Origin of the sequence: Cyanobium sp. CH-040, from assembly GCF_024346135.1 — a bacterium.
In the GTDB taxonomy this organism is placed as follows: Bacteria; Cyanobacteriota; Cyanobacteriia; order PCC-6307; family Cyanobiaceae; genus NIES-981.
In genome coordinates, this window is the sequence record NZ_JAGQCJ010000018.1 from 1 (window position 1) to 23604 (window position 23604).

General features: G+C 70.6%; 23 protein-coding genes. 8 read left to right on the forward strand and 15 right to left on the reverse strand.

All coding sequences use genetic code 11. From position 1 onward, the window contains the following. From KBY90_RS13365 to KBY90_RS13405, 9 genes are all read right to left on the reverse strand, one after another. On the reverse strand, positions 1-265 hold a 265-nt coding region (locus tag KBY90_RS13365), incomplete at its 3' end, for an S-layer homology domain-containing protein (protein WP_254969152.1). A 175-nt stretch (positions 266-440) separates the two neighbouring features. Then, positions 441-1472 (reverse strand): ABC transporter ATP-binding protein, encoded by a 1032-nt coding sequence (locus KBY90_RS13370; RefSeq protein WP_254969153.1) that lies wholly within the window; start codon positions 1470-1472, stop codon positions 441-443. Between the two features lie 372 nt (positions 1473-1844). After that, on the reverse strand, positions 1845-1988 hold the full coding sequence (locus KBY90_RS13375) for a hypothetical protein (protein WP_254969154.1): 144 nt from the start codon (positions 1986-1988) through the stop codon (positions 1845-1847). A 108-nt stretch (positions 1989-2096) separates the two neighbouring features. Next, positions 2097-2678: a HupE/UreJ family protein gene (locus tag KBY90_RS13380; protein WP_254969155.1), complete on the reverse strand. Its 582-nt coding sequence runs from the start codon at positions 2676-2678 to the stop codon at positions 2097-2099. Between the two features lie 109 nt (positions 2679-2787). Then, the gene (locus tag KBY90_RS13385; RefSeq protein ID WP_254969156.1) at positions 2788-3951 is read right to left on the reverse strand and encodes a GTP-binding protein; all 1164 of its coding nucleotides are present in this window, start codon (positions 3949-3951) and stop codon (positions 2788-2790) included. 41 nt (positions 3952-3992) lie between these two features. Then, on the reverse strand, positions 3993-4412 hold the full coding sequence (locus tag KBY90_RS13390) for a Fur family transcriptional regulator (RefSeq protein ID WP_254969157.1): 420 nt from the start codon (positions 4410-4412) through the stop codon (positions 3993-3995). A 41-nt stretch (positions 4413-4453) separates the two neighbouring features. Then, positions 4454-5821, reverse strand: a complete 1368-nt coding sequence (locus tag KBY90_RS13395) for a hypothetical protein (RefSeq protein ID WP_254969158.1) — start codon at positions 5819-5821, stop codon at positions 4454-4456. Between the two features lie 29 nt (positions 5822-5850). Further along, positions 5851-6516, reverse strand: a complete 666-nt coding sequence (locus KBY90_RS13400) for a TIGR03943 family putative permease subunit (RefSeq protein WP_254969159.1) — start codon at positions 6514-6516, stop codon at positions 5851-5853. Beyond that, positions 6516-7475, reverse strand: coding sequence for a permease (locus KBY90_RS13405; RefSeq protein WP_396122596.1), 960 nt, complete (start codon positions 7473-7475; stop codon positions 6516-6518). The genes KBY90_RS13400 and KBY90_RS13405 overlap by 1 nt, the downstream gene beginning before the upstream one ends. A gap of 192 nt (positions 7476-7667) precedes the next feature. Between KBY90_RS13405 and KBY90_RS13410 the strand changes: the two genes are divergently transcribed. The 4 genes from KBY90_RS13410 to KBY90_RS13425 all read left to right on the forward strand — a co-directional run bounded on the left by KBY90_RS13410 (position 7668) and on the right by KBY90_RS13425 (position 11332). Next, positions 7668-8660, forward strand: coding sequence for a metal ABC transporter solute-binding protein, Zn/Mn family (locus KBY90_RS13410; RefSeq protein WP_254969161.1), 993 nt, complete (start codon positions 7668-7670; stop codon positions 8658-8660). 92 nt (positions 8661-8752) lie between these two features. Then, positions 8753-9715, forward strand: a complete 963-nt coding sequence (locus KBY90_RS13415; protein WP_254969162.1) for a metal ABC transporter substrate-binding protein — start codon at positions 8753-8755, stop codon at positions 9713-9715. After that, a complete protein-coding gene (locus tag KBY90_RS13420; RefSeq protein WP_254969163.1) occupies positions 9702-10487 on the forward strand; it encodes a metal ABC transporter ATP-binding protein in 786 nt (261 codons plus the stop codon). The genes KBY90_RS13415 and KBY90_RS13420 overlap by 14 nt, the downstream gene beginning before the upstream one ends. Beyond that, positions 10487-11332 (forward strand): metal ABC transporter permease, encoded by an 846-nt coding sequence (locus KBY90_RS13425; RefSeq protein WP_254969164.1) that lies wholly within the window; start codon positions 10487-10489, stop codon positions 11330-11332. Before KBY90_RS13420 ends, KBY90_RS13425 begins: the two co-directional genes overlap by 1 nt. 27 nt (positions 11333-11359) lie before the next feature. Here KBY90_RS13425 and KBY90_RS13430 read toward each other — a convergent pair whose 3' ends face one another. The 4 genes from KBY90_RS13430 to KBY90_RS13445 form a co-directional block, all read right to left on the reverse strand. After that, a complete protein-coding gene (locus KBY90_RS13430) occupies positions 11360-11644 on the reverse strand; it encodes a FeoC-like transcriptional regulator (protein ID WP_254969165.1) in 285 nt (94 codons plus the stop codon). Continuing rightward, the gene (gene feoB / locus KBY90_RS13435; RefSeq protein WP_254969166.1) at positions 11641-14022 is read right to left on the reverse strand and encodes a Fe(2+) transporter permease subunit FeoB; all 2382 of its coding nucleotides are present in this window, start codon (positions 14020-14022) and stop codon (positions 11641-11643) included. Before feoB (KBY90_RS13435) ends, KBY90_RS13430 begins: the two co-directional genes overlap by 4 nt. 4 nt (positions 14023-14026) lie before the next feature. Beyond that, entirely contained in the window at positions 14027-14749 is a 723-nt protein-coding gene (locus tag KBY90_RS13440) for a FeoA family protein (RefSeq protein ID WP_254969167.1), read from the reverse strand. A 456-nt stretch (positions 14750-15205) separates the two neighbouring features. Further along, positions 15206-15406: a hypothetical protein gene (locus KBY90_RS13445; protein ID WP_254969168.1), complete on the reverse strand. Its 201-nt coding sequence runs from the start codon at positions 15404-15406 to the stop codon at positions 15206-15208. 280 nt (positions 15407-15686) lie between these two features. On the opposite strand from KBY90_RS13445, the gene KBY90_RS13450 reads away from it, so the two are divergent. Together KBY90_RS13450 and feoB (KBY90_RS13455) are read left to right on the forward strand one after the other, a co-directional pair. After that, complete coding sequence (locus KBY90_RS13450) at positions 15687-16214, forward strand: ferritin (RefSeq protein ID WP_254969169.1); 528 nt, start codon at positions 15687-15689, stop codon at positions 16212-16214. A gap of 7 nt (positions 16215-16221) precedes the next feature. Beyond that, positions 16222-18141, forward strand: a complete 1920-nt coding sequence (gene feoB, locus KBY90_RS13455; RefSeq protein WP_254969170.1) for a ferrous iron transport protein B — start codon at positions 16222-16224, stop codon at positions 18139-18141. Here the strand turns inward: feoB (KBY90_RS13455) and KBY90_RS13460 are convergent. Further along, a complete protein-coding gene (locus KBY90_RS13460) occupies positions 18138-18359 on the reverse strand; it encodes a FeoA family protein (RefSeq protein ID WP_254969171.1) in 222 nt (73 codons plus the stop codon). The two genes, feoB (KBY90_RS13455) and KBY90_RS13460, sit on opposite strands and share 4 nt — an antisense overlap. A gap of 249 nt (positions 18360-18608) precedes the next feature. On the opposite strand from KBY90_RS13460, the gene fldA reads away from it, so the two are divergent. After that, entirely contained in the window at positions 18609-19136 is a 528-nt protein-coding gene (gene fldA / locus KBY90_RS13465) for a flavodoxin FldA (RefSeq protein WP_254969172.1), read from the forward strand. 81 nt (positions 19137-19217) lie between these two features. Next, positions 19218-19547 (forward strand): hypothetical protein, encoded by a 330-nt coding sequence (locus KBY90_RS13470; RefSeq protein WP_254969173.1) that lies wholly within the window; start codon positions 19218-19220, stop codon positions 19545-19547. Here the strand turns inward: KBY90_RS13470 and KBY90_RS13475 are convergent. Further along, positions 19526-23596: an HAD-IC family P-type ATPase gene (locus tag KBY90_RS13475; protein ID WP_254969174.1), complete on the reverse strand. Its 4071-nt coding sequence runs from the start codon at positions 23594-23596 to the stop codon at positions 19526-19528. The two genes, KBY90_RS13470 and KBY90_RS13475, sit on opposite strands and share 22 nt — an antisense overlap. Positions 23597-23604 lie beyond the last annotated feature (8 nt).

Sequence of the window (23604 nt, forward strand, 5' to 3'; positions counted from 1 at the left end):
GGCCCTTGTAGGTGCCGTCGGGGTAGCCGGCGACGCAGCCGTAGCGCTCGATCAGGTTGGAGAGCGCCTGGTAGGCCCAGTCGGTGGGCCGCACGTCGGAGAACTGGGAGATGCTGGTGACCTGCTCCAGCGAGCCTGTGCTCGAGTAGCGGTTCAGATCATCGATGGCCAGACCGGAGCGGTTCAGCTCCGCGGCGCTCACCACGCACGGCGTGAACAGACCGGCGCAGGCCAGGGCCAGCGCCAGGGGTTGGCTGGATGCCATGGAAATCCTCACAACAACGGATTCCGCCTTTCTCTCGTTGGGAAAAAAGACGGCCGCAGCCCTTCTAGCGGCCGGCCACGGGCCGGACCGGCGGAGCCGGCACGCTCCCGTGTGACCAATGTTGCACTGATGCGTTCCAACAGGCTCTCCGGTGCTATTCGCCAGCCGTTGGTGTTCAGCAGGGCAGGGGCACGACCTTCTCGGTGACCTCCAGCCGCACCCGCTCCCCCTCCCGCAGGCAGTGCCGATTGGGGCAGATCACCAGCAGGGTGGTGTCATCGAGGCGCACCCGCAGCAGCTGGTCGTGACCCCGGAACTCGCGCACCTCCACCAGCGCGGGGGCCTGGGGGTCGGCCACCAGCCGGATCTGTTCGGGGCGCAGGGCGATGGTGGTGGGGCCGTGGGCCGGCGAGGCCAGCGGCAGGCAACCCAGCGGCGTGTCCACCGCCGAGCCGTGGGCATCGCCGCGCAGCAGGTTGGAGCGGCCGAGGAAGCAGGCCACGAAGGCGCTTGCCGGTTGGCGGTAGATCTCGTCCGGGCTGCCGGTCTGCACCAGGCGCCCGTGCTCCATCAGCGCCAGGCGATCGGCCATCACCATGGCCTCCTCCTGATCGTGGGTCACCAGGATCGCCGCCGCGCCGGCCCGGTGCAGCAGCTGACGCACCTCCTGGCGCATCTCCACCCGCATGGCGGCATCGAGGTTGGAGAACGGCTCATCGAGCAGCACCAGATCAGGCCCCGGCGCCAGGGTGCGGGCCAGGGCCACCCGCTGCTGCTGGCCGCCGGAGAGCTCGTGGGGATAGCGGCGGGCCAGGGCGTTCAGACCCACCAGCTCGAGCATCTCCCCGGTGCGGGCCGCGCCCCGCTGGCGTGGCCAGCGGTGCAGCCCGAAGGCCACGTTCTCGGCCACCGTCAGGTGGGGAAACAGGGCGTAGTCCTGAAACACCAGGCCGATGCCCCGCCGCTCCGGCCGCCAGTCGGTGATCGGCGTGCCCCGCAGCCGCACCGAGCCGGCATCGACACGCTCCAGGCCGGCGATCATGCGCAGGGTGGTGGTCTTGCCGCAGCCGGAGGGCCCCAGCAGGGCCAGCAGCTCCCCCTCCTCCAGGTGGAAGCTCACGTCGTCGACGGCAGGTCTGCCGGCGCCGAACCGGCGGCAGAGGCCCTGCACCTCGAGCAGCGTTGCCGGTTGGCGGGAAGCGTTCATGGACAGGCTGGGGAAGCGGACACGGGTGAGTCGGCGGCCGGGTTCCCGTCCGCCCCTGGTCCCCCGACGGGTCGGAGGCGTCGGTGGTGTAGCGGCAGCCTGGTCAGCCTGAGCAGCGGGGGCAGCCGCAAGACCGGTGGCCAGCCGCAAGACCGGTGGCCAGCCGCAAGACAGGGCGGCCGCAGGATTGCGTGCAGCAACAAGCTGTGCGGGGCTGGGCCAGGGCTCGATCAGGTCAAACCTAGGGTTTTCCCCAGACAGGCACACGTGCCCGATCTGCTCTGATCGGGTGACATTTGATACGTGTGAAACGCGGCGTCCGGCTCAGGCGAAGGCGATGCCTGGCCGTCGCGGGCGGAGGGTGGAGGCGGTTCAGCGGCGCCGCTCGACCCGCACCGGCACCAGCACCGGCTGCATCAGGCCGCCGCCACCGTTGTCGTCGTCAGAGTCGGTGGTGAGCCAGAAGGCGAGGCCGAACAGCGCAAGAACGCCCGAGAGCAGCAGCAGTTCGGCCATGACGTGCGTGTGACTCGACTCACGGTAGCCAGGGCATGCCGCGGTGGCGTAGCGAATCTGGCCGTTCGGGGCCGGTTTTCGCGACCACCGGGAAGAGGCACGCAGGGCTCAGGCCGGCACGACGGCCAGCACCAGTCCAGCCCCCGTGAGCAGGGCCGCCACCAGCACGGTCCAGCGGGCATGGGCCTGGCGCAGCACCCCGAAGCTCAGGCCCACCACCAGGGTGGAGGCGAGGGCCGCCCCCAGCCACCAGCTGGCGGTGCCGCTGGCCTCCTGGCCGTGGAGCAGGGCATGGATGGCGATGGCCATGGCCACCAGGGTGCCGATCAGGCCCAGGCTCGGCCCCTGACCGCTGCGCCGGCTGGCCAGGATCACCGCGCCCATGGCCGAGACGGCCAGGGCCGCCAGCAGTTCGGCGCCGGGCAGGGTGCCGCCCAGGGAACCCATCACCGCTCCGGCGACGGCGCCCACCAGGGCGAAGAGCAGTACCGAGCTGCCGATGTAGGCGGCCACGCCGCCCACGCCCACCAGCAGCAGCAGGTGGTCGAGACCGGTGATCGGGTGGGAGAAGCCGTGGGCCAGGCCGGCATCGGCAATGCCGTGGGCCTGGGCCGGCAGGGCGGAGAGCAGGCTCAGGCCCAGCCCCGCGGCGGCGGGCAGGAGCAGGGGACGCAGGGTGGAGGAACGCATGAACAGGCCGGTCTGCGCCGGAGTGGATGGAAAGGAAAGGAGGCGAAGCGAGGGCTGATCCGGGGAACCCTCGCTGCCAGTATCGGCGCTGAAGCCCGCTTTGGCCTGATCAGGCGAATCCCTTGCCCGCGTCCCTGGCCACGCAGGCCTGGAGCTGACGGCGCAGGCGGTCGTGGTCAAGGTCGCGGCCGATCAGCACGATCTGGTTCCTGCGCTGCTCGCCGGGCCAGTCGGAGTCGTCGATCGAGAAGCGCTTGCCGGCCAGGTGGAACACGTGGCGGCGCTCACTCTCGTTGAACCAAAGGATGCCCTTGGCCCGGAACACCCCGGGCGGGAGCTGGTTGTCGAGGAAGTTCTGGAACTTGCGCAGGGCGAAGGGGCCGTCGGCCTCGAACGAGAGCGACGTGAAGCCCTCGATGGCGGCGTGGTCGGGATGGACGGCGTGGTCGTGGTGATGGCCGTGATCGTGATGGCTGTGGCTGTGATCGTGATGGCCATGGTCGTGGCCGTGGCTGGCGTGCTCGTGTTCGCAGTGGCCGTGGTCGTGGTCGCAGCCGCTGTGATCCAGCTCCGCCTCGCTGGGCTGGTTCTGGGCCACCACCCGGTCGCTCTCGAACAGGCCGACGCTGAGCAGCAGGGGCAGGGGCACCTCACCCTTCACCGCGCGCAGGATGCGGGCGTCGGTCTTGATCTGCCGGATCCGCCCCTCCAGGGCCTCCAGCTGGGACTCGGTCACCAGATCGCACTTGTTGAGCAGGATCATGTCGCCGTAGACGATCTGGGCCCGGGCCACCTCCCCCTCGAGCAGCTCGTCGCTGAAGTTCTCGGCATCCACCAGGGTGATGATCGAGTCGAGCCGGGTGGTGTCGCGCAGGTCGCTGCCCAGGAACGTCATCGCCACCGGCAGGGGGTCGGCCAGGCCGGTGGTCTCCACCACCAGGTAATCAACCGGCTCGGGTCGGTCGAGGATGCGGTACACCGCATCCAGCAGCTCGCCGTTGATCGAGCAGCAGATGCAGCCGTTGCTCAGCTCCACCATGTCGTCGCCGGTGGCGATGATCAGCTCGTTGTCGATGCCGATCTCACCGAACTCGTTCACCAGCACGGCGGTCTTCAGGCCGTCCTGGTTGCTGAGGATGTGGTTGAGCAGGGTGGTCTTGCCGGCACCCAGAAAGCCCGTGAGGATCGTCACGGGCAGCGCCTTGGCGGGCGCGGAATTGGCCGCGGAAGCGGCGCCGGACTCGACGCCTTGGGCTTGGGCGCTGGCGCTCATGGGCTCGGCGGGAATGGTTCTCAGAGGTTAGGGCGGCCGGCTCAGGCCTCGGCCGGCAGGCGCCCCTGGCGGCGCTGGCAGTTCGGACAGAGCCCGAAGAACTCCAGGGTGTGGAACAGCGGCAGGAAGCCGTTCAGCTCCTCGCCGGGGAGGGCCAGCTGGTGCACCGGGCAGTGGGCCAGGCGGTGGGTGCTGCCGCAGTCCACGCAGGTGAGATGGTGCTCGTCCCGCTCGGTGGGCGCGAACAGGGCCTCGCCGCTGGGCAGGTGGCGGCAGCGCACCAGGCCCCACTGCTGCAGCAGGCGCAGGTGCCGGTACACGGTGGCCAGCCCCATGGGGGTGTTGCTGGCGCGCAGCCGGGCGTGCAGATCCTGACCCGACAGCTCCTGCTCGGCACGGCGCAGGGCCTCCAGCAGTTGTTCCTGTCGGGCGCTGAGCTTGGCGGTGAGGTTCGAAGACAAGGGTGCCGGGGTGGAGGACGGTGCCACCGCAGGGGGCCGTTCTAGCCCGCCACCAGCCACTGGGCCTGGTTCACGGCTCCCGCCAGCGGCTTGAGCTCGAGGCTGGCGCCATCGATCAGCACCGCCCGGGCCGGCAGCGGTGGCGCGTCGCCGGGCGCCTGGGGCCGCAGCGTCGCCAGCAGCCGCTCCCCGCTCGCGTCCCAGTGCAGCCCGGTGCCGGGCTCCAGTTCCCAGCCCTCCAGCCGCCGCCGGCCCAGTTCCTGGCCCTGCCGGTTCAGGGCCAGGAGGGTGAGCAGGGGCCGTTCGGTGCCCTCCATCAGCAGGGCCCACACCCGATCGCCGCTGCGGCTGCAGGCGCTGGCCACCAGGGCCTGCCCGCCCAGCCAGAGCTGGCGGGGCGGCTGACCGGGCTCCACCAGTTCCAGCGAGCGGCGGAAATCGGGCCAGTGGCGCTGCAGCAGGGCCCGGCCGGCCTGGGGGCAGAAGCTGCTCAGATCGCGGCTGCCCGGCAGGGTCTGGCGCTGGGGTGGCCGGGGAGGCAGCGCCTCCAGGTGCAGCCCTTCGGTGTCGGGCACCAGCACGGCGCCGCCCTCGGGCAGCAGCTGCATCGGCCCGCTGGCGCTCCAGGGCAGGCGCCGCCAGCGCCATCCTCCGGCCCGCTGCAGCCGCGCCACGCTGCTGCCGGGCTCCAGCTGCCCGCTCTGGATCAGCAGGTCGCCGTTGCGGTTGCTGCTGAGATGGGCGAACACCACGGGCTCGGCCTGCAGCGGCTCCGGGGCCTCCGCCCGCACCGGCCGGGCGGGCTGCTCCGCCGGCCGCAGGTTGTGCTGCGCCAGCCGGATGCGCCACAGCCGCAGCTGGCCGTCGCTCTGGCGGCTGGCCGCCACCACGCCGGAGCCATCCCCCAGGGGCAGGAGCTGGGGGATCTCCGGCCACACCGGGCTGATCGGCCTCCAGCCGCCGTCGTGGTCGCGCAGCTGCAGCTGCTCGCCACCGGCCACGTCCACCACCGCCACCACCCGCGGCCGCGGATCCCAGATCCACCGGCTGGCGGGCAGCCGCAGGCCCCGCTGATCATGGCCGCCCAGCTCCAGCCACAGCGGCGCCTCCACCCGCTGGCCCTCCTCGAGGCTGAGCAGAAGAGCGCTGCCGTTGCCCAGCCAGCGGTGGCTGAGGGGGGGCTCCAGGCTGCTGCCCCGCTGCAGGCTCGCTGCCTGCATCGGCCGGCTGAAGCGTGCTTGCAGGGCCGCCGGTCCGGAGCTGGCCGCGGCGTTGCGTAGCGCCTCCAGCTGCGGCGGCTGCCGCAGCAGCACCTGCTGCTGCAGCACCGCCAGCAGGGCCGGCAGGCCCAGGGCCAGCAGCAGGGGGCGGGAAGGTGCGGATGCGCGGAAGGCGCCAAACCGGCTCATGGGTGGGGGAGCGGGGGGAAGGGGAGCCATCAGGGCTCCAGGGGGCGTGCCGGACGGGGGATCGGCTGGATGCGCTCGGGCACCACCACCAGGCGCCGGTCCTCCACCGCCATGCGCCCTTCGATGGCCAGCCACTGGTCGGCCCGGGGCAGGGAGTCACCAGCGGGCCAGCGCACCGGCAGTCCCACCGGGGTGGCGTCCGCCAGGCAGCAGCGCACCAGCAGCCGCGCCAGCTGGGGTGGACCGTCGGGCTTGGGCAGCACGAAGCCGCTGATGCGCACCGGGTCGCCGTCGAACAGCTGGGGATCGGGCTGACTGCGCAGCATCCGCACCCAGTCGGTGAGGCTGCGCTGGGCCGGCGGCAGCACGAAGCTCAGGGTTTCGCTGGCGGTGTCGTCCGCCGGCCGCTGGCTGGCCAGATCGGCGAAGGAGGGGTTGGGCGGCAGGGCGATCACCAGAGCGGCGATGGCCGCGGTGGCCGCGCTCAGGCGGCGGTCCTGGCGGCTGGCGCGGTCGGGCTCGTCGCCCCAGCTGCGCAGCCCCGCCAGCACCTGGGCCACCGCCAGGATCAGCAGCACGCCGCCGGCCGCGCTCACCAGGGGGTGGAAGGCGGCCCGCAGCAGCAGATCCAGCCGGCCGTCCACGCTGCTCTGCCGCAGCACCACGGCCCAGAGGGCCAGAGCCACGCCGCGCATCAGAGCCGCCACAGGTTCACCCACTGACCGATCAACAGCACCAGAAGCCCCGCACCCGCGGCGGTGAGCAGCAGTCCCTTGCCGCGGAACAGCATGCCCAGCAGGCCCACCAGCTTGATGTCGATCACCGGGCCCAGCAGCAGGAAGGCCAGCAGCGCCCCTGGGGTGATCTGGGCGGCGAACCCCAGGGCGAGGAAGGCATCGACGCTGGAGCACACCGACAGCACCAGGCTGAGCAGCATCAGGGCCACGACCGAGAGCGTCGGTGCGGACCCCACCGCCAGCAGCCACTGGCGCGGCAGCAGCGCCTGCACCAGGGCCGCCAGGGCGCAGCCGGCCACCAGCAGCAGGGCCAGGTTGAGGAACTCCCGGCCTCCGTGCTGCAGCACCTCCCGCCAGGTGGGCGCCGGCTGGCTGGGCAGGCTGGGCGGGGCGTCCTCGCTGAGGCCGATCACGCCGGCGCGGCGCTCCAGCAGGCTGACGCTGGCCAGGGGCTGGTTGAGGCGGCGCTCCTCGAGCAGGTCGGTGCGCAGCAGGTCGGCCTCCGGCAGCAGCCGCAGCAGCAGCGCCAGGCCCAGGGCCACCAGCACGGCCCCCAGGGGCCGGGCCAGCAGCAGCCAGGGCTGGTCGGGGAAGGCCGCCCAGGTGCTGGCGATCACGATCGGGTTGAGCACCGGTGCCGCGAACAGAAATCCCAGGGCGGTGCCCACCGGCGCCCCCCCCACCAGCAGCCGCCGCGCCACCGGCACGTTGCCGCACTCGCAGGCGGGCAGGGCGAAGCCCAGGGCGGCGCCGGTGAGCGGCCCGGCCACGGGGTGGGCGGGCAGGCGTCGCAGCCAGGCGCCGCCGGGGCTGAACCAGCGCGCCAGCGAGGCGATCAGCACGCCGATCAGCAGGAACGGCAGCGCTTCCAGCAGCAGACCCTGGAACAGGGCCCAGGCGGTGTTGAGGCGGGTCAGAACGTTGAACTCCATCGCTCCGGGCTCGCCGCGGGGTGGATTCTGCACCGCTCACAGCGGCTGCAGCGCACCGTCCAGCCGGTGGCGAGTCATTCTGAGAATCATTCTTGTTTAGGCTGGGCGCGGGCCGCCGGGCCCGGTCCGCGCCCCGGCCCCCTTCCCGGCCTCCTTTCCCGCACCCTTCGCCGTTCCATGCCATCAGCGTTCCCCTCCCGGCTGCGCGGCGCCCCCCGGCGGCTGCTGGCGGCCGTCTCGGCCCTGGGTCTGCTGCTGGCCGCCTGCGGACCGCCCAACGGGCCCGGCGCCCGGGACCGCCCCGATGCCCAGGCCAGCGGCGACCTCAAGGTGGTGACCACCTTCCTGCCGATCACCCTGTTCACCCGGGCGGTGGCCGGCGACTGCGCCGAGGTCACCTCCCTGATCCCGCCGGGCACCGGCCCCCACGACTTCCAGTCGCGCCCCGGCGATCTGGTGGCCCTGCGCCAGGCCCGGGTGCTGGTGAAGAACGGCCTGGAGATGGAGGACTTTCTCGACAAGCTGGTGGCCGCCGCCGAGAACGCTGAGCTCACGGTGATCGACAGCAGCCGTGGGGTGGCCACGATCGCCGGGGACGACGGCGGCCACGACCACGGGGACAGCCATGCCCACGGCCACAGCCATGGGCCGGTGAACCCCCACATCTGGCTCGATCCCCGGCGGGCCGTGCAGCAGGTGGAGACGATCCGCGACGGACTGGTGGAGGTGGATCCCGGCTGCGCCGACGGCTACCGCCGCAATGCCGAGGCCTACATCGCCGAGCTGCGCGAGCTGGACGCCAGCCTTGCCCGCGAGCTGGAGCCTTTCCGCGGCAAGACCTTCGTGGCCTTCCACGATGTCGCCCCCTACTTCGCCGAGCGCTACGGCCTCCAGGCGGAGTTCGTGGTGGACGTGCCGGCGGTCAATCCCACCCCCGTCGATCTGCGCCGGGTGAGCGAGATCGTGGCGAACAGCGAGCTGCGGGTGCTGCTCAGCGAACCGCAGCAGGGCACCCGGTCCTTCAATGCCCTGGCCAGCGATCTGGGGGTGCGCATCAGCACCTTCGATCCGCTGGAGACCGGGTCCGAGCAGGACGCCCTGGATCCCGCCACCTACCTGCGGGTGATGCGCCGCAACGGCGAAGCGCTGCGCCAGGCCTTCGGGGCCTGAGCCGGCGGCCCGGTGCCGGATGCGGCCGTTGTCTAGCGTCAACGCCGGCGGCGCCAGCCCGTTCTCCCCTTCCGTCCAGCCCCCTCTCTTCCTTGCCCAGTCCGCTTCCGCACCGCCGTGGATCCCGCAAGGCCGGATGGGCCGGCCCGCTGCTGGCCCTGCTGATCACCGGTTGCGGAGCACCGGCCAGCGGCCCCAGGCCGGACGCCAGCGCCGCCGGCGACGACTCTCCCCTGGTGCTCACCAGCTTCACGGTGCTGGCCGACATGGCTTCGGCGGTGGCCTGCGGCCGGCTGAGGGTGGAGTCGGTGACCCGGCCGGGGGCGGAGATCCACGGCTACGAACCCACCCCCAGCGACCTGCGCCGCGCCCAGGACGCCCAGCTGGTGCTGGTGAACGGCCTCAACCTGGAGCTCTGGGCGCAGCGCTTCCTCGACAACGCCGGGGATGCGCAGCGGGCCGTGGTGAGTGAGGGGGTGGAGGTGATCCCGATCAGCACCGATGCCGCCGCCGGCAAGCCCAATCCCCATGCCTGGATGTCGCCGCGGCTGGCACGCCTCTACGTGGCCAACATCCGCGATGCCTTCATCCGTCTCGATCCCGCCAACGCCGCCACCTACCGGCGCTGCGCCGACGCCTATACCGCCGAGCTGGAGGCCCTCGACACCGAGCTGCGCGAGCAGCTGGCGGCGGTGCCCCAGGATCGCCGCCTGCTGGTGAGCTGTGAAGGCGCCCTGAGCTATCTGGCGGCCGACTACGGCCTGGAGGAGGCCTACCTCTGGCCGGTGAATGCCGAGAGCGAGGTCACCCCCCAGCGCATGGAGCGGGTGATCCGCACCGTGCGCGAGCGCCGGGTGCCGGCGGTGTTCTGCGAGAGCACCGTGGACGACCGGCCCCAGCGGCGGGTGGCCGAGGAGACCGGCGCCCGCTTCGGGGGGGTGTTCTACGTGGATTCCCTCTCCGAGCCGAACGGTCCGGCGCCCACCTACCTCGACATGCTGCGCCACAACGCCAAGACTCTGGTGCAGGGTCTGCGTGCCGATGACCGGGTCTGAGCGCCGTTCAAAGCACTGCCCCGGCGCCGCGGCCCAGGCGCCGGGCATCGCCGTGGAGAAGCTCACCGTGGGCTACAACGGCCGGCCGGCGGTGGTGGATGTGAGCCTGGAGCTGAGCTCGGGCAGCATCTGCGCCCTGGTGGGCATGAACGGGGCCGGCAAGTCGACGCTGTTCAAGGCGCTGATGGGGTTCCTCAAGCCCGCCGCCGGCAGCATCCGCATCGCCGGCTGCGGCCTGCACCAGGCCCAGCGCGAGCAGATGGTGGCCTACGTGCCCCAGAGCGAGCAGGTGGACTGGGACTTCCCCATCCGCGTCTGGGACGTGGTGATGATGGGCCGCTACGGCGCCATGGGGCCGCTGCGCTGGCCTTCGGGCGAGGACCGGCGCCTGGTGCGGCGGGCCCTGGAGCGCGTGGACCTCTGGGCCCTGCGGGACCGTCAGATCGGCGCCCTCTCCGGCGGCCAGCGCAAGCGCGCCTTCCTGGCCCGGGCCCTGGCCCAGGGCGCCCGGGTGCTGCTGCTCGACGAGCCCTTCAGCGGCGTGGACATCAGCACCGAGCGCCTGATCATCGACCTGCTGATCGAGCGGCGTGACCAGGGGGCCACCGTGCTGCTGGCCACCCACGATCTGGAGTCGATCCCCAGCTTCTGCGACCGGGTGGTGCTGATCAACCGCACCGTGCTCGCCTACGGCGACACCTCCGAGGTGTTCACCCAGGCCAACCTGCTGCGCACCTTCAGCGCCGCCGCGCCCACCGCTCCCCACCCCTGATGGACGTTCTGCTGGCGCCGCTGCTGGAGCCCATGTCCCTGGCCTTCATGCAGAGGGCCCTGGCCATCGGCGTGACGGTGGCGGTGGTGTGCGCCGTGCTCTCGTGCTTCATGACCCTCAAGGGCTGGGCGCTGATGGGGGATGCGGTGTCCCACGCGGTGCTGCCCGGGGTGGTGATCGCCTACGCCCTGGGCCTTCCCTACGCCCTGGGGGCCTTCGTGTTCGGGGTGGGTTCGGTGGGGGTGATCGGCGCCATCAAGCAGCACACCCGCGTCAAGGAGGACACGGTGATCGGGCTGGTGTTCACCGGCTTCTTCGCCCTGGGGCTGGTGCTGATCACCAAGGTGCGCAGCAGTGTGGATCTGTTCCACATCCTGTTCGGCAACCTGCTGGGCATCACCGACGCGGACCTGTGGCAGACGGTGGTGATCAGCGTGTTCTGCCTGCTGGTGCTGCTGATCATGCGCCGCGATCTGCTGCTGTTCTGCTTCGATCCCAGCCACGCCCGCACGATCGGCCTGAACACCGGTGGGCTCCACTACCTGCTGCTCACCCTGGTGAGCCTGGCGGCGGTGGCCGGCCTGCAGACCGTGGGCATCATCCTGGTGGTGGCGATGCTGGTGACCCCGGGGGCCACCGCCTACCTGCTCACCGACCGCTTCGACCGCATGACCGCTCTGGCGGTGCTCTCGGCGGTGAGCGCCACGGTGCTGGGGATCTACGTGAGCTACTGGCTCGATGCCTCCACGGCCGGCTGCATCGTGGTGGTGCAGACCCTGCAGTTCCTGCTGGTGATGGTGCTGGCCCCCCGCCACGGCCTGCTGGCGCGGCGGCGGTTGAGCTGAGGGCGTTCGGGCGGCAGGGAGCGCGGCTCAGCTGAGCGGACGCTCCGCTCGGCAACAGTCAGCTCCGGCTGCTCGGCAGGTTGCGCCGCCGGGGTTCCCCTGCCAGCGGTAGAAGTCGAGGGCGTTGCCATCGCAGAGGCTGCAGCCATGGCAACGCTGCGGGCGGGGCATCTTCTCAACCCGGCCCTTGCGCTCCAGCAGATCCAGCATTCCCTGCAACGCGTCCGCCGGAACCCCCAAGCTGGCTTCCATCTGCGCGAGCGAGGCGATGTTCCGCTCGCGCAGATAGGTCTGCAGAAGCTGGAGGATCACAAGGCCTGGGCGGAGGCATCGTTCAGTGCGCCATGCCCCGGATCTCTTCCGGCAGGGCCGGCAGCCTTCAGCCCGAGAATCGTCACCGCCATGGCGATCGCCACCGCCAGGATCCACGCCAGGGACTGGCGGGGATGGCTGGCAAACGTTCCAGCCTGGTAGACGAGCGTGGACGCGGCGTAGGCCAAGCCCGTGGTCCAGCAGCCCACGAATGCGGTCCAGCCCCAGTTGGTCTCCCGGTACACGGCACCCATGGCAGCCACACAGGGGAAGTAGAGCAGCACGAAGACCAGATAGGCAAAGGCGCCGATCTGGCCATTGAAACGGGTGGCCATGGCCCCGAAGGTGCCGACTCTCACCTCCTGCTCCTCAGCCGCGATCCGGCGATCGCTCACCTCGCCGACATTCAGGCCCAGGGGATCCAGCAGCATCCCCGGCACCTCCGCCAGATTCGCCGGGATGGTGGCAACCGCCTCGGACAGGCCACCCCAGAAGCTGAAGGCGACCTCCTCTTCCGCGGCAATCCCTCTGGCGGCATCATCCTGGGCCCCCAGGGTGGAGTAGAGGGCATCCAGGGAGCCGACAACGGCCTCCTTGGCGAACACCCCGGTGAATATGCCCACCGTGGCCGGCCAGTTGTCCTCACGGATTCCCATCGGGCTGAACACGGGTGTGATCGTGCGACTGACAGTGCTGAGAACCGACTTGTCACTGTTCTCATTGGAGAAGCTGCCATCCACACCGATCGAGCCGAGGATGCTGAGGATCATCACCATGATCACAATCACCTTGCCAGCCCTCAGGATGAAGCTTTTCAGTCGCTCCCAGCCACGGATCAGCACCCCTTTGAGGGTGGGCATGTGATAGGGCGGCAATTCCATCACGAAATGTGAGGTTTCGCCGCGAAGGATGGTGTTTTTCAGGATGAGCCCCGTAAGCACCGCCATGGCAATGCCGATCAGGTAGAGGCCAAAGACAATGTTCTGACCAGTGGCCGGAAAGAATGCAGCTGCAAATAGGGCGTACACCGGCAGCCTGGCGCCGCACGACATGAAGGGATTCATCATAATCGTCAGCAGCCGATCACGCCTGTTCTCCAGCGTCCTGGTGGCCATGATCGCTGGAACATTGCAGCCGAATCCGATCAGCATCGGCACAAACGACTTTCCTGGCAGGCCGATGAAACGCATGAAGCGGTCCATCACAAACGCGGCCCTCGCCATATAGCCGGAGTCTTCCAGGATGGCAAGAAACAGGAACAGAATGCCAATGATGGGAATGAACGTCGCCACCGTCTGAATGCCCGCTCCAATCCCCCCGGACAGGATCACGATGAGCCATTCGGGGGCCTTGACTGCTGCCAGCAGGCTGGCGAAGCCATCGACGAAGATCGTGCCGGCGGCAATGTCGAAGAAATCAATGAAGGCGCTGCCCACATTGATCGTGATCAGAAACAGGCCATACATCACGATCAGGAAGATCGGAATTCCCAGCCAGCGGTTGAGCACCACCTGGTCAATGCGGTCGGACATGCTGCGGCTCACCACCCGCGTCTGCCGGGCGACGCCGGACACCAGCTGCCTGATCCAGCCATAGCGGCTGTCGGCAAACACCACATCGAGGTCATCGTTGAGCACCTGCCGGATGAGGCGGCGCTGCTCCAGCACCCGTTGCCTGAGGTCCTGCTGATCGCGCAGCAAGGCCTCGGAGAGCCCGCTTCCCTCCAGCAGTTTGAGCGCCAGCCAGCGGTGGTCCGGGGTGAGGGTGCCCACCGTCTGCGCGGAGGCCAGCCCGCCCAGCTGCGGCATCAGCTCGGCAATGGCGTCTTCCACCACGGCCGGATAGGCCACGTACGGCCGTGGCCGCGTCGGCGTCCGCAGTTCGCGATGCAGCAGATGCAGCAGGCTCTCCACGCCGATCCCCCGGGAGGCCACGAGGGGAGTGACAGGGCATCCCAGCCGCTCCGAGAGCGCCACCGTGTCGGTGACCAGCCCCGCCTCCTCGGCCGCATCCACCATGTTGAGCGCCACGACCATGGGCAGGCGCATCTCCATGATCTGGGCGGTGAGATAGAGATTGCGCTCCAGATTGGAAGCGTCAACGATATTGATGATCAGATCAACCTTGCCGGATGTCAGGTAATCTCTGGCGACCTTCTCGTCCAGGCCTCCCTGGGCATCGGCAAGATCCAGGGAGTAGATGCCGGGCAGGTCCACCAGCCGCACCTTGATGCCGTCAACGTGGAACAGCCCCTCCTTGCGCTCCACCGTGACCCCCGGCCAGTTGCCCACCCGTTGGTTGGTGCCGGTGAGCTCATTGAACAGCGTTGTTTTTCCGCAGTTCGGATTGCCGCAGAGGGCGATCACTTTTTCCGTCACTTGTTCAGCCATTGTGGGTCACCGAGATGATCAGCATGTCCGCTTCCTGTTTGCGCAGCATCAGCGAAAAGCCGCGTACCCTGATCTCCACAGGATCACCCATGGGGGCATGGCGGGTGACTTCGAATGCCGTCCCCGGAGTGAGCCCCATCGAGAGAAGTTTCTGGCGGTAGGTCCTGGATCCCTCCCGGTACCCTTCCACGCTGCCCCGGCTGCCTGCAGGTAGGTCCTGCAACCGTTCCTGGCTCGCTGCGCTCACCGCTGGCGGGTTGGATGGCGTGCTGAACGCGCGGTCATCGGTGGTGTCTGATGGCATGGCTGTGGTGGAAGCATCGATGGATCGGTTGCTGGTGGGCTCAGCCCTGCTGGCGATCTCGATTCCCGATCGCCGCACCTGGATGGCTCTGCTCATCGCCCCATCCAGCCCCAGCCGGGAATTCGCGACCGCCACCAGATGGGAGTCCCGGTCGCCGCGCACCACCACTCGCAGTTCACCGCCTCGATACAGCCCCATGCTGTTGAGCTTTTCCCGCAGCTCCTGGCTGGCCTGGATGTCGGCAATCCAGAGCCTCTCCTCGATGCGGGCTTCGGTGAGAGGGAAGGCCGGCTCCCCCTGGGTCTCCTGCGTGGACCACGCCGCCGCTGCGGCGGCCAGCCCGGGGGGAGTGCCCCAGCCCAGTCGCCAGCGCCGGCGACGCTGGCCGGCCGGCCGGTTGGGATCGCGCATGAGCATCACGCAGCCCTCAGGGGCCGGGTTCCGGTGAGCCGTCGTGGGAAAACCGGGCGGCCTGGAGGTATGGGATGGCTCCCGCAGTGCTTTGGGGTGACTCCTGCATTAGCTCTGTGTCGCATCTCTGTTTGATAGTTGCGCGACCCGCATCCGGCCATCGCGTTGATACTGACCGGCGTGACAAAAGCTACGGGCCGGACGTTGTTCTGAGCCAGGCCTGAGCCGATTCGGGGTGGTGAACCACCAGGCCGGCGGCGTGAGCTGCCGCGCCTGTTCCACTCCAGGGAACGAGCGTTGTGATGGGTGTGAATGACCCATTGAGACCGGTCCTGTGGATGTAGGCCATACCCGGTGGATCGACATCCACTTCTGTCGCTCCTCGATTGACCCCTCGAACAGATCCTTGTGGCCCGGAGCCAGATCTGCCCTTGCCCAGGATCGGCAGTCCCGCCGTCAGTCGTCTTGCTCGATTGTCATCCAGAGCGTGCGGTGGGCATCCACCACCTCCAGGGCTTCGAGGTGTTCGGCCGTGAGGGCCCGGGCGTCGCCCATCCGCCATTCCAGCGACAGGGTCGAGAGCCGCTGCATGCACCAGTCGCGCAGCTGGGTGAGCTGCAGCGTGCGCTCCAGAGTGGCGGGTTTGGCAGGTTCCATCGGGACTCAGTGCGGCCAGGCCGTCAGTGTGGAGGGGGCGCCTCGCGCTGGCCGATCCGATTGCACCGAGGCGCGTGACCATCGGTACCGCTCCGCTGCCGACCGGTCACACCCGGTACCCACGAGCCGAAGGGCACACTGCGTTGTGCCTTCGGGCACAGGTTCTTCAGGCTTTCTTCCGGGGTGAGGGGCGGACCGCGGGCCTATGGGTAGAGGTGGCCCGCTTCACGGCTTGCACCCCTCCCGCTGGTCCATTCGCTTCACGTCTGTCCGCGCACCGATGAAAGAGCTCACCCAGGCCATCAACAGCCACCTCGCCTCCGAATTCCAGGCCAGTCACACCTACCTGGCGATGTCGATCTGGCTGCGGGAGAAGGACCTGGCCGGGTTCTCGCAGTACATGCTCGAGAAGAGCAACGAGGAGCGGGGCCATGCCGCCCGCATGATCGCCTATCTGGTGGACTGCGACGAACCGGTGGAACTGCCCACCATCGAGGCCCCGGAGCGCAGCTGGCCCTCGGTGCAGCAGTTGTTCGACCAGATCTATGTGATGGAGAAGCAGGTCACCGCGTCGATCAACCGCCTCTACTCCCTGGCCGAGGACGCGGGCGAACGCAGCGCCTCGGCGATGCTGGACTGGTTCGTGAACGAGCAGATCCAGGAGGAGGCGGAGGCGCGCTTCGTGCTCAAGCGCCTGCGCCTCGCCGGCGACAACAGCGCCGCCCTGCTGCTGCTCGATCAGCAGTTCCTCGAGGGCAGCGCGCTCGCCCACGTGAAAGCGGGCATGACCACCTACGGCGGTCAGTGACCGCCCGATGAAACGCTCCCGAGCCCTGGCGTGCGGCCGCCGACGGGGAGAAGGCTGGCATCGCCTCTGGACCAGCCCGCCGGGCTGCCATGGCGAGAAGGCCCCCCCGGAGGCGGCGGAGGCTGAGGCCGCCGACCTCACCGTGGCGCTGCTGGGCATGCCCAACACCGGCAAGTCCACCCTCTACAACCGCCTCACCGGTGGCCATGCCCAGATCGCCAACTGGCCCGGGCTCACCGTGGAGCTGCTGAGCGGAGCGATGCCGGCCGACCGGCGCGGCCAGCACTACACCCTGGTGGATCTGCCCGGCATCCACGACCTCAGCGGCAGCAGCGAGGACGAGGCGATCGTGCAGCGCTTCCTGCGCCACACCCCCCCCTCCCTCCTGCTGGTGGTGGTGAACGCCAGCCAGATCGTCAACCAGCTGCGCTTCCTGATGCAGCTGCGCCGGCTCGCCATCCCCATGGTGGTGGCGCTGAACATGAGCGACGAGGCGCGCCAGCTGGGCATCGGCATCGACCACCAGCGCCTCAGCGCCGAGCTGGGCCTGCCGCTGCTGCCGATCAGCGCCAAGCGCAGGCAGGGCATCCACGAACTGATCGACGCCGTGCACCAGCTCGGCGAAGGGCTGGCGGCGGCCGGCTCCGGCGGCGGGTCCGGGCCGGGCGACCCGGATCTCGAGGCCCTGGCCGAACTCCTGGCCAGCCGCTGCGTGACGCTGCCGGAGCGGCTGATCAACCGCGGCACCCGCCGGGCCGACCGCCTGCTGATGCACCCGGTGGTGGGCCTGGTGGCCTTCCTCTTGATCGTGATGGCGATGTTCCAGCTGCTCTACGCGCTGGGCGCGCCTCTGCAGGATCTGCTGGGCAGCCTGTTCGACTGGATTCAGACGGCCCTGCTCGAGCCTTCGCTCGCCGCACTGGGCGCGCCGGAGTTCCTGCGCGGCTTCCTGGTGGACGGGGTGTGGCTGGGGGTGAGCACGGTGGCCACCTTCCTGCCGATCATCTTCCTCTTCTACGTGATCATGGCGGTGGTGGAGGACTCCGGCTATCTGCCCCGGGCCGCCTTCCTGATGGACGGCCTGATGCGCTGGCTGGGCCTCGACGGCCGCGCCTTCGTGCTGCAGGTGATGGGGTTCGGCTGCAACGTGCCCTCGATCATGGGCACCCGCGTGATCCGTGACCGGGGCATGCGCCTGCTGGCGATGCTCTGCATTCCCTTTGCGCTCTGCCAGGCCCGCCTCACGGTGTTCATCTTCATGGCGGCGGTGTTCTTCCCGCGGCCGTGGTGGGCGCCGGGGCTGGTGGTGTTCGGCTTCTATGGGCTCAGTTTCCTGGCGGCGGTGATCACCGGGCTGCTGTTCAAGCGGGCCTTCCCCAGCCGGGAGGCCTTCGTGCTCGAACTGCCCCCCTACCGCTCCCCGAGCCTGAGCACGATTCTGCGCCGCGGCTGGACCTCGATGCTCAACTTCCTGGTCACCACGCGGGTGTTCATCGTCGTCGGCGCGGCGGCCATCTGGCTGCTCACCAACCTGCCGCCCGGGGCGGTGCAGGGCTCCGGGGACACCCTGGCCGACGGCATCGGTCAGCTGTTTCAGCCACTGCTGGTCCCCATCGGCATGAATCCGGCCCTCACCGTGTCGCTGTTCTTCGGCTTCATCGCCAAGGAGATCCTGCTGGGGGCGATGGCGGTGATCTATGCCACCAGCGAGGCTGATCTGGGCGGTGTGATCGGCCAAGCGATCACGCCCCTGCAGGCCCTCAGCTTCATGACCTTCGTGCTGCTCTACACCCCCTGTCTGGGGACGGTGGCGGCGCAGCTGCAGGAATCGAAGAGCCGTGGCTTCACCGCATTGTCGCTGGGATGGTCACTCGCTCTGGCCTGGATTCTGGCGCTGGTGGTGTACCAGGGTGGGCGTCTGCTTTAGAAACTCACCTCCATCTCGGCGGCATGTTCATGGCGAATCATGAACTCCAGGATGCCGCAGGCCACATGCATGATGCCGCCAGGTCTGCCGCGCCGCAGCACCTCAACCTGGCTTCCGGGCCTGATGCCCATGGCCATGAGCCGGCTCCTGAGCATGGGCTGGGAGGGCAGCGATTCAATGCGGATGGAACGGCGTTCCGGGGCCAGACTGAGCGGCATGGGCGCTGGTCTTTCTGACTGCACTCTAGGACGCACCGGCGCCCAGGAACACACACGCTTCTGAGCACAATCCCCATCCGTGCATAACCCCGATCGGGGTCCGAGCGGATGGACGCCGCATCCAAGTGGATGGACCCGGCTCTGCTCCAGATCCCACTCCCAGGGGTGATCCCGGTCACCCGCGAGCGTGCCCGCCCGTAAACCCTGCGCCCCGTCGAATCGTTAGACCGGTGCGGCATTCGGAGAGCCATGACGCTCACGATTTTTTACGCCACCTCCACCGGCAAGACCGAGGACATCGCCCAGCGGCTGGCGGCACTGCTGGGCGCGAACACTGACGTGCGCGATGTGGATTCCCTCGCATCCGCCGAGGACTTCTGTGCTGTCGACGCGATGGTGTGCTGTGTTCCCACCTGGAACACCGGTGCCGATTCGCTGCGCTCCGGCACCGCATGGGACACCTATGTGGAGGACATTGCAGACATCAGCCTGGCCGGCAAGCCGGTGGCGATCCTGGGCCTGGGTGATTCCTCCAGTTATGGCGACTACTTCTGTGATGCCATGGAGGAGCTCTATCGCGCCTTCGAGGCGGCCGGCGCCAGGATGGTGGGCAGCGTGCCGATCGATGGCTACACCTTCAACGACTCCAAGAGCGTGATCAACGGCCGCTTCTGCGGCCTGCCGATCGATGAGGACAGCGAACCCGATCTCACCGATGAGCGCCTGGGCGCCTGGGCCAGGCAGCTGCAGCAGGACATGGCCGGGCAGCTGGGCTGATCACCCGGTCGTCGTGCCGTCCTGTCCGGTTCCCGTCAGTGAGAATGGGCTCCGCACCCTGCGGTGCCGATCTCAGCGGACATGAACAGCCAGCAGCTGCAGGATCTCTGCCGGATCCTCACCATCGCCCACCACATCCCCGGGCGCATCCGCATCACCCTCGACCGTTCCGCCCTGGCTGCGGACCGGGGGCTCGCGGTCGCCGATCTGGATGCCTTTCTCGCCTCCCTCGAGCGCCTGCAGGGCATCCAGGACGTGCGCCTCAATCCCATGGCGTACTCCTGCACGATCACCTACGACCCGGCGGCGATCGGCGCCGACGCCTGGGTGGCCCTGCTGGAGGGACGGGCGGATCAGGACGGGCACCAGCTGGCCGAGCTGGTGCTGAGCTACGCCGAGCGGCTGGACTGATCCTTGCCGGTATGGGCGGCCGCGACCGCCGCCCCCAGTACCCCCACGGCCGTGGCCTGGGCCAGATCGGCGCCGGTCAGCGGCGTGCATCCGAAGGCGGCCGCCAGCGGCGGGGTCTGCACCAGGCCCGCCAGGCCCGCGTAGGAGCCCAGCGCGGCGGCGGTGGTCCTGAGGTCGCCCTGGCCGCTGGCCGCCATCTGGGTGAGCTGGCTGCCGATCAGGCTCACCAGACCCACCGTGTCGGCCGCCGCCGAACCACGGCTCTGGGCCAGGCCGCGGGAGACGGCCGCGGTGAGGGCGGTGACCAGGCCGCGGCGCAGGATGTCCCGGTCGAGGGTGTCGCCGAGGCTGGCCTCGGGTCCCTCCTCGGCCAGGTCGCGCTCCGCCCCCTCGCGGGGCGGCCGGGTGGCGATGGTCAGGGCCGGGGCCACGTCGGTGAGCAGGTTGGCCAGCAGCAGCTGGCGGGTGTTGAGCACCGAGCGCCCTTCGGCCAGGGCCGTGAGCACGGTGAAGCCGATCTCGCCGAGGTTGCCCCCCACCAGCAGCCCCACGGCGTCGCGCACCGAGCGCCACAGGTCGCGGCCCTCCAGCACCGCGCGGCCGATGGTCTCGATGCTGCCGTCGGTGACCACCAGATCGGCGGCCTGGCGGGCGGCATCGGTGGCGCGCTCCCCCAGGGCGATGCCCACCTGGGCCAGGCGGATCGCCGGGGCGTCGTTGGCGCCGTCGCCGCCCATCGCCACCATCCGTCCCGTCTGCTGCAGGGCCCGCACCAGCCGCAGCTTCTGCAGCGACGTCACCCGGGCGAACACCGAGGCCTCCAGGGCGGCCTGGCCCAGATCCGCATCGCCGAGCCGGTCGATCTCCGGCCCGGTCAGAACGGCGCCGCCGTCGGGGAGGTCGAGGGCGCGGGCGATCGCCCCGGCGCTGGCGGGATGGTCGCCGGTGATGATCTTCACGGCGATGCCGGCCCGGCGCAGCTCATCCACCGCCGCCCGGGCCGTGGGCCGGATCGGATCGCTGAACACCACCAGACCCGCGAAGCGGAGTTCCGCCACCAGGCCGTCATGGAGGGTTGCGTCAGCCGGCAGCTCGCGCCGGGCCACCGCCAGCACCCGCATCCCCCGCTCCGCCAGGGCGAGGGCCGCGGCGGCGGCTTCGCCCCGGGGGTTGCCGCAGGCCGCCAGCACCACGTCAGGCGCCCCCTTGACGCAGAGCTGCAGCGGGGCGTCGTCGCCGCTTGTCGCCGCGCGTCCGAGGTTGGCGTGGTAGCCCCGCGCCGGCTCGAACGGCAGGGTCTGGAGCACCTCCCAGCTCCGGTGGTCCAGCCCGGCCAGCAGCGCGCCCTCGAGCAGGGCCCGGTCGGTGGGATGGGCCAGGGGCCGGTCGGCCTCCGGCGTGGGGGTGGCCCAGAGGGCCAGCTGCAGCACCGCTTGCGCCGCGTCGGGCAGCCCGGCCGGTTCGCACGCCTGCCCCTCGGCCCACACCTGCACCAGCTGGATCCGGCCGGAGGTGAGCGTGCCGGTCTTGTCCAGGCAGAGCACGTTCACCCGGCCGAGGGCCTCCAGGGCCCTGGGGTTGCGCACCAGCACGCCGTGGTGGGCCAGGCGGTCGGCGGCGGCGCCCTGTGCCAGGTTGGCCAGCACCGGCAGGCCCTCCGGCACAGCAGCCACGGTGAGGGCCACTCCCTCCGCCAGGGCGGAGCGGGGATCCTGGCCGCGGGCGAGGGCGGCGAGCAGCAGCGCCACGCCCCCCAGCGCCGCCACGGGGGTGGTGCTGTCGGTGAGGCCGGCCAGGCGGGCCTCCACACCGCCGCTGACGCTGGCCTCCTGCGCTGCGGCCAGGCTGCGCCGGGCCTCGGTGGCCAGGCCCACGGCCACCACCACGGCGCTCGCCTGCCCCGCCACCACCGTGGTGCCCTGGTAGAGCATCGAGCGCCGGTCCGCCAGGGCCGCCTCCCGGCAGGGGGCCGGATCCTTGTCCACCGGGAACGACTCGCCAGTGAGCACCGCCTCGTCCACCTGCAGCCCGCAGGCCTGGATCAGCCGGCAGTCGGCCGGCACCACCTCCCCGGCTTCGAGCACCACCACGTCGCCCTCCAGCAGCTCCACCTCGCTGATCCGCTCCAGGACGCCCCCGCGCCGCACCCAGACGTCGGCGGTGTGCCGGTCCTGCAGCAGCTCCAGCCGCCGCTCCACCTGCAGCCTCTGGCCGGCCCCCACCAGGGCGTTCAGCCCCAGCACCCCCAGGATCAGCCCGGCATCGGCAGGAGCACCGACGATGCCCGACAGGGCCGCGCCGGTGGCCAGCACCGGGGTGAGCGGGTTGTCCAGTTCGGCCAGCACCAGGGAGCCCAGGGCGGAGGGCGGGGAGCCGAGATCGGGTGACGAGCTGCCCCCTGGGCGCCCGTGGTCGGGCCGGCGCCGGCGCAGCTGCTCCGCATCCAGCCCTTCGGGCCCGCTGGCCAGCCGGCGGAGGGCCTCCTCGGCCGCCAGGGCATGCCAGGCCGTGGTGGCCGCGGCGGGCAGCGGCGCGCGGCCCTCGAGGCGGCGGGCCAGGCGCAGGCCGTTGCCGATCGCCACCAGGGAGAGCAGGTTCGTGGCCTGGTTGATGCCCGCGCTGGTGAGGGTGCCGAGGCCTTCGAGCGCCAGGGCCAGGCCCACCACCGCATCGAGCAGCGACGCCTGCACCCCCTGCTCGGCGCAGCGCCGGGCGGCCGCGCAGGCCGGCAGCAGCAGCCAGGCCACCTCCACGCCCGCCGGCGCGATCAGGTGGGCCTGCCAGGGCGGCGGCTGGCCGTCCTCGTGCAGACCGATGGCCAGGTCGGCAGCGGCGAGGGCGGCGGCATTCCCACCGCCGAGCAGCAGCACGCCGCGCCCCTGGAGCTGGAGGTCGTGGATGGCGGCTGCGCCCGCCGGAATCACCGCATCGACGCGGGCCGCCGTGGCCTCCGCCAGAGGTTGTGCGCTGGCCACCACGGCACGCAGGCCCGCCTGGCGGATCGCCGCCAGCAGTCCATCCCCCCAGATCGACTCCAGCAGGGCGGGCTCCAGCACCACGGTGTCGATGCGATCGAGGCGTTCCAGTGCCGCCGGATCGAGCAGCAGGGCCCCCATCGCCTCCAGGCGCCGGCCGATCTCCAGGCAGAAGGCGCTGCGGCCCAGCTGGGCCGGTCTGGGCAGACCGGCCAGGATCGCCGCGGCCGGTCCCTCCACGCGCCGCAGGGTCGCCACCCCCCAGCCGAAGGCCGCCAGGGAGAGCAGGGTGGCCCTCTCGCCATAGCGCTCGATCGGCCCGTCCGGCAGGGGCCTGGGGCGGGGGCCCGGCTCGCTGACCTGTTCCGGGTGGTCCTCGGGCCGGGCGTTCCAGGCGGCCTCCACCTGCTGCCATCGCCGCCGGTGCTGCAGGCGGGCGCGCAGCCGCAGGCCCTCCTCCAGAAGCCCCACCAGCGGCCCGGCCAGTCCCCGCAGCAGGGCGTAGTCGAGCGAATCCACCAGGCGCAGCAGCAGCTCGGCGGTGCCGCTGCCCAGGCGGCGATCGAGGCTGGCGCGCAGGGGCGGCAGGGTTTCCAGCACCCGCAGGGCCGCCGCCAGGTCGATGCCCAGCTGACGGCTGCCGGGGCGGTTCTGCAGGGCCAGACCCAGCCCCGTGCCGGCCAGCTCGGCGACGATCTCGGCGATCGAGCGCAGGACCGGTTCCAGATCGGCCGGGTGATCCGGCGTCGGGGTGGCGGCGACGCCATCCAGCTGGCGTTCGAGTTCCGCCAGCCGCTCCAGCAGGACGGTGGTCTCGCCTTCGCTTTCGCCCTGGGTGGCGGGGCCGTCGATCACCACCCGACGGGTGGCGGCATTCCAGCGGGCCCAGTTCACCCCCGGCTGGTCGCCCAGGGTCTGGCGGATGGCGGCGGCGAAGGCCGCCTCCGCCGCCGAGCCCGCGGCCGGGGCCTGGGCGCTCACATGCAGGCGTCCGTTGCCCTGCCAGCGGCGGCGCCCCCGGCCCCGGGCGGCGTCCAGCAGCAGCGAGGCCAGATCGCCCGGTCCGAAGCCCATGGCCTGCA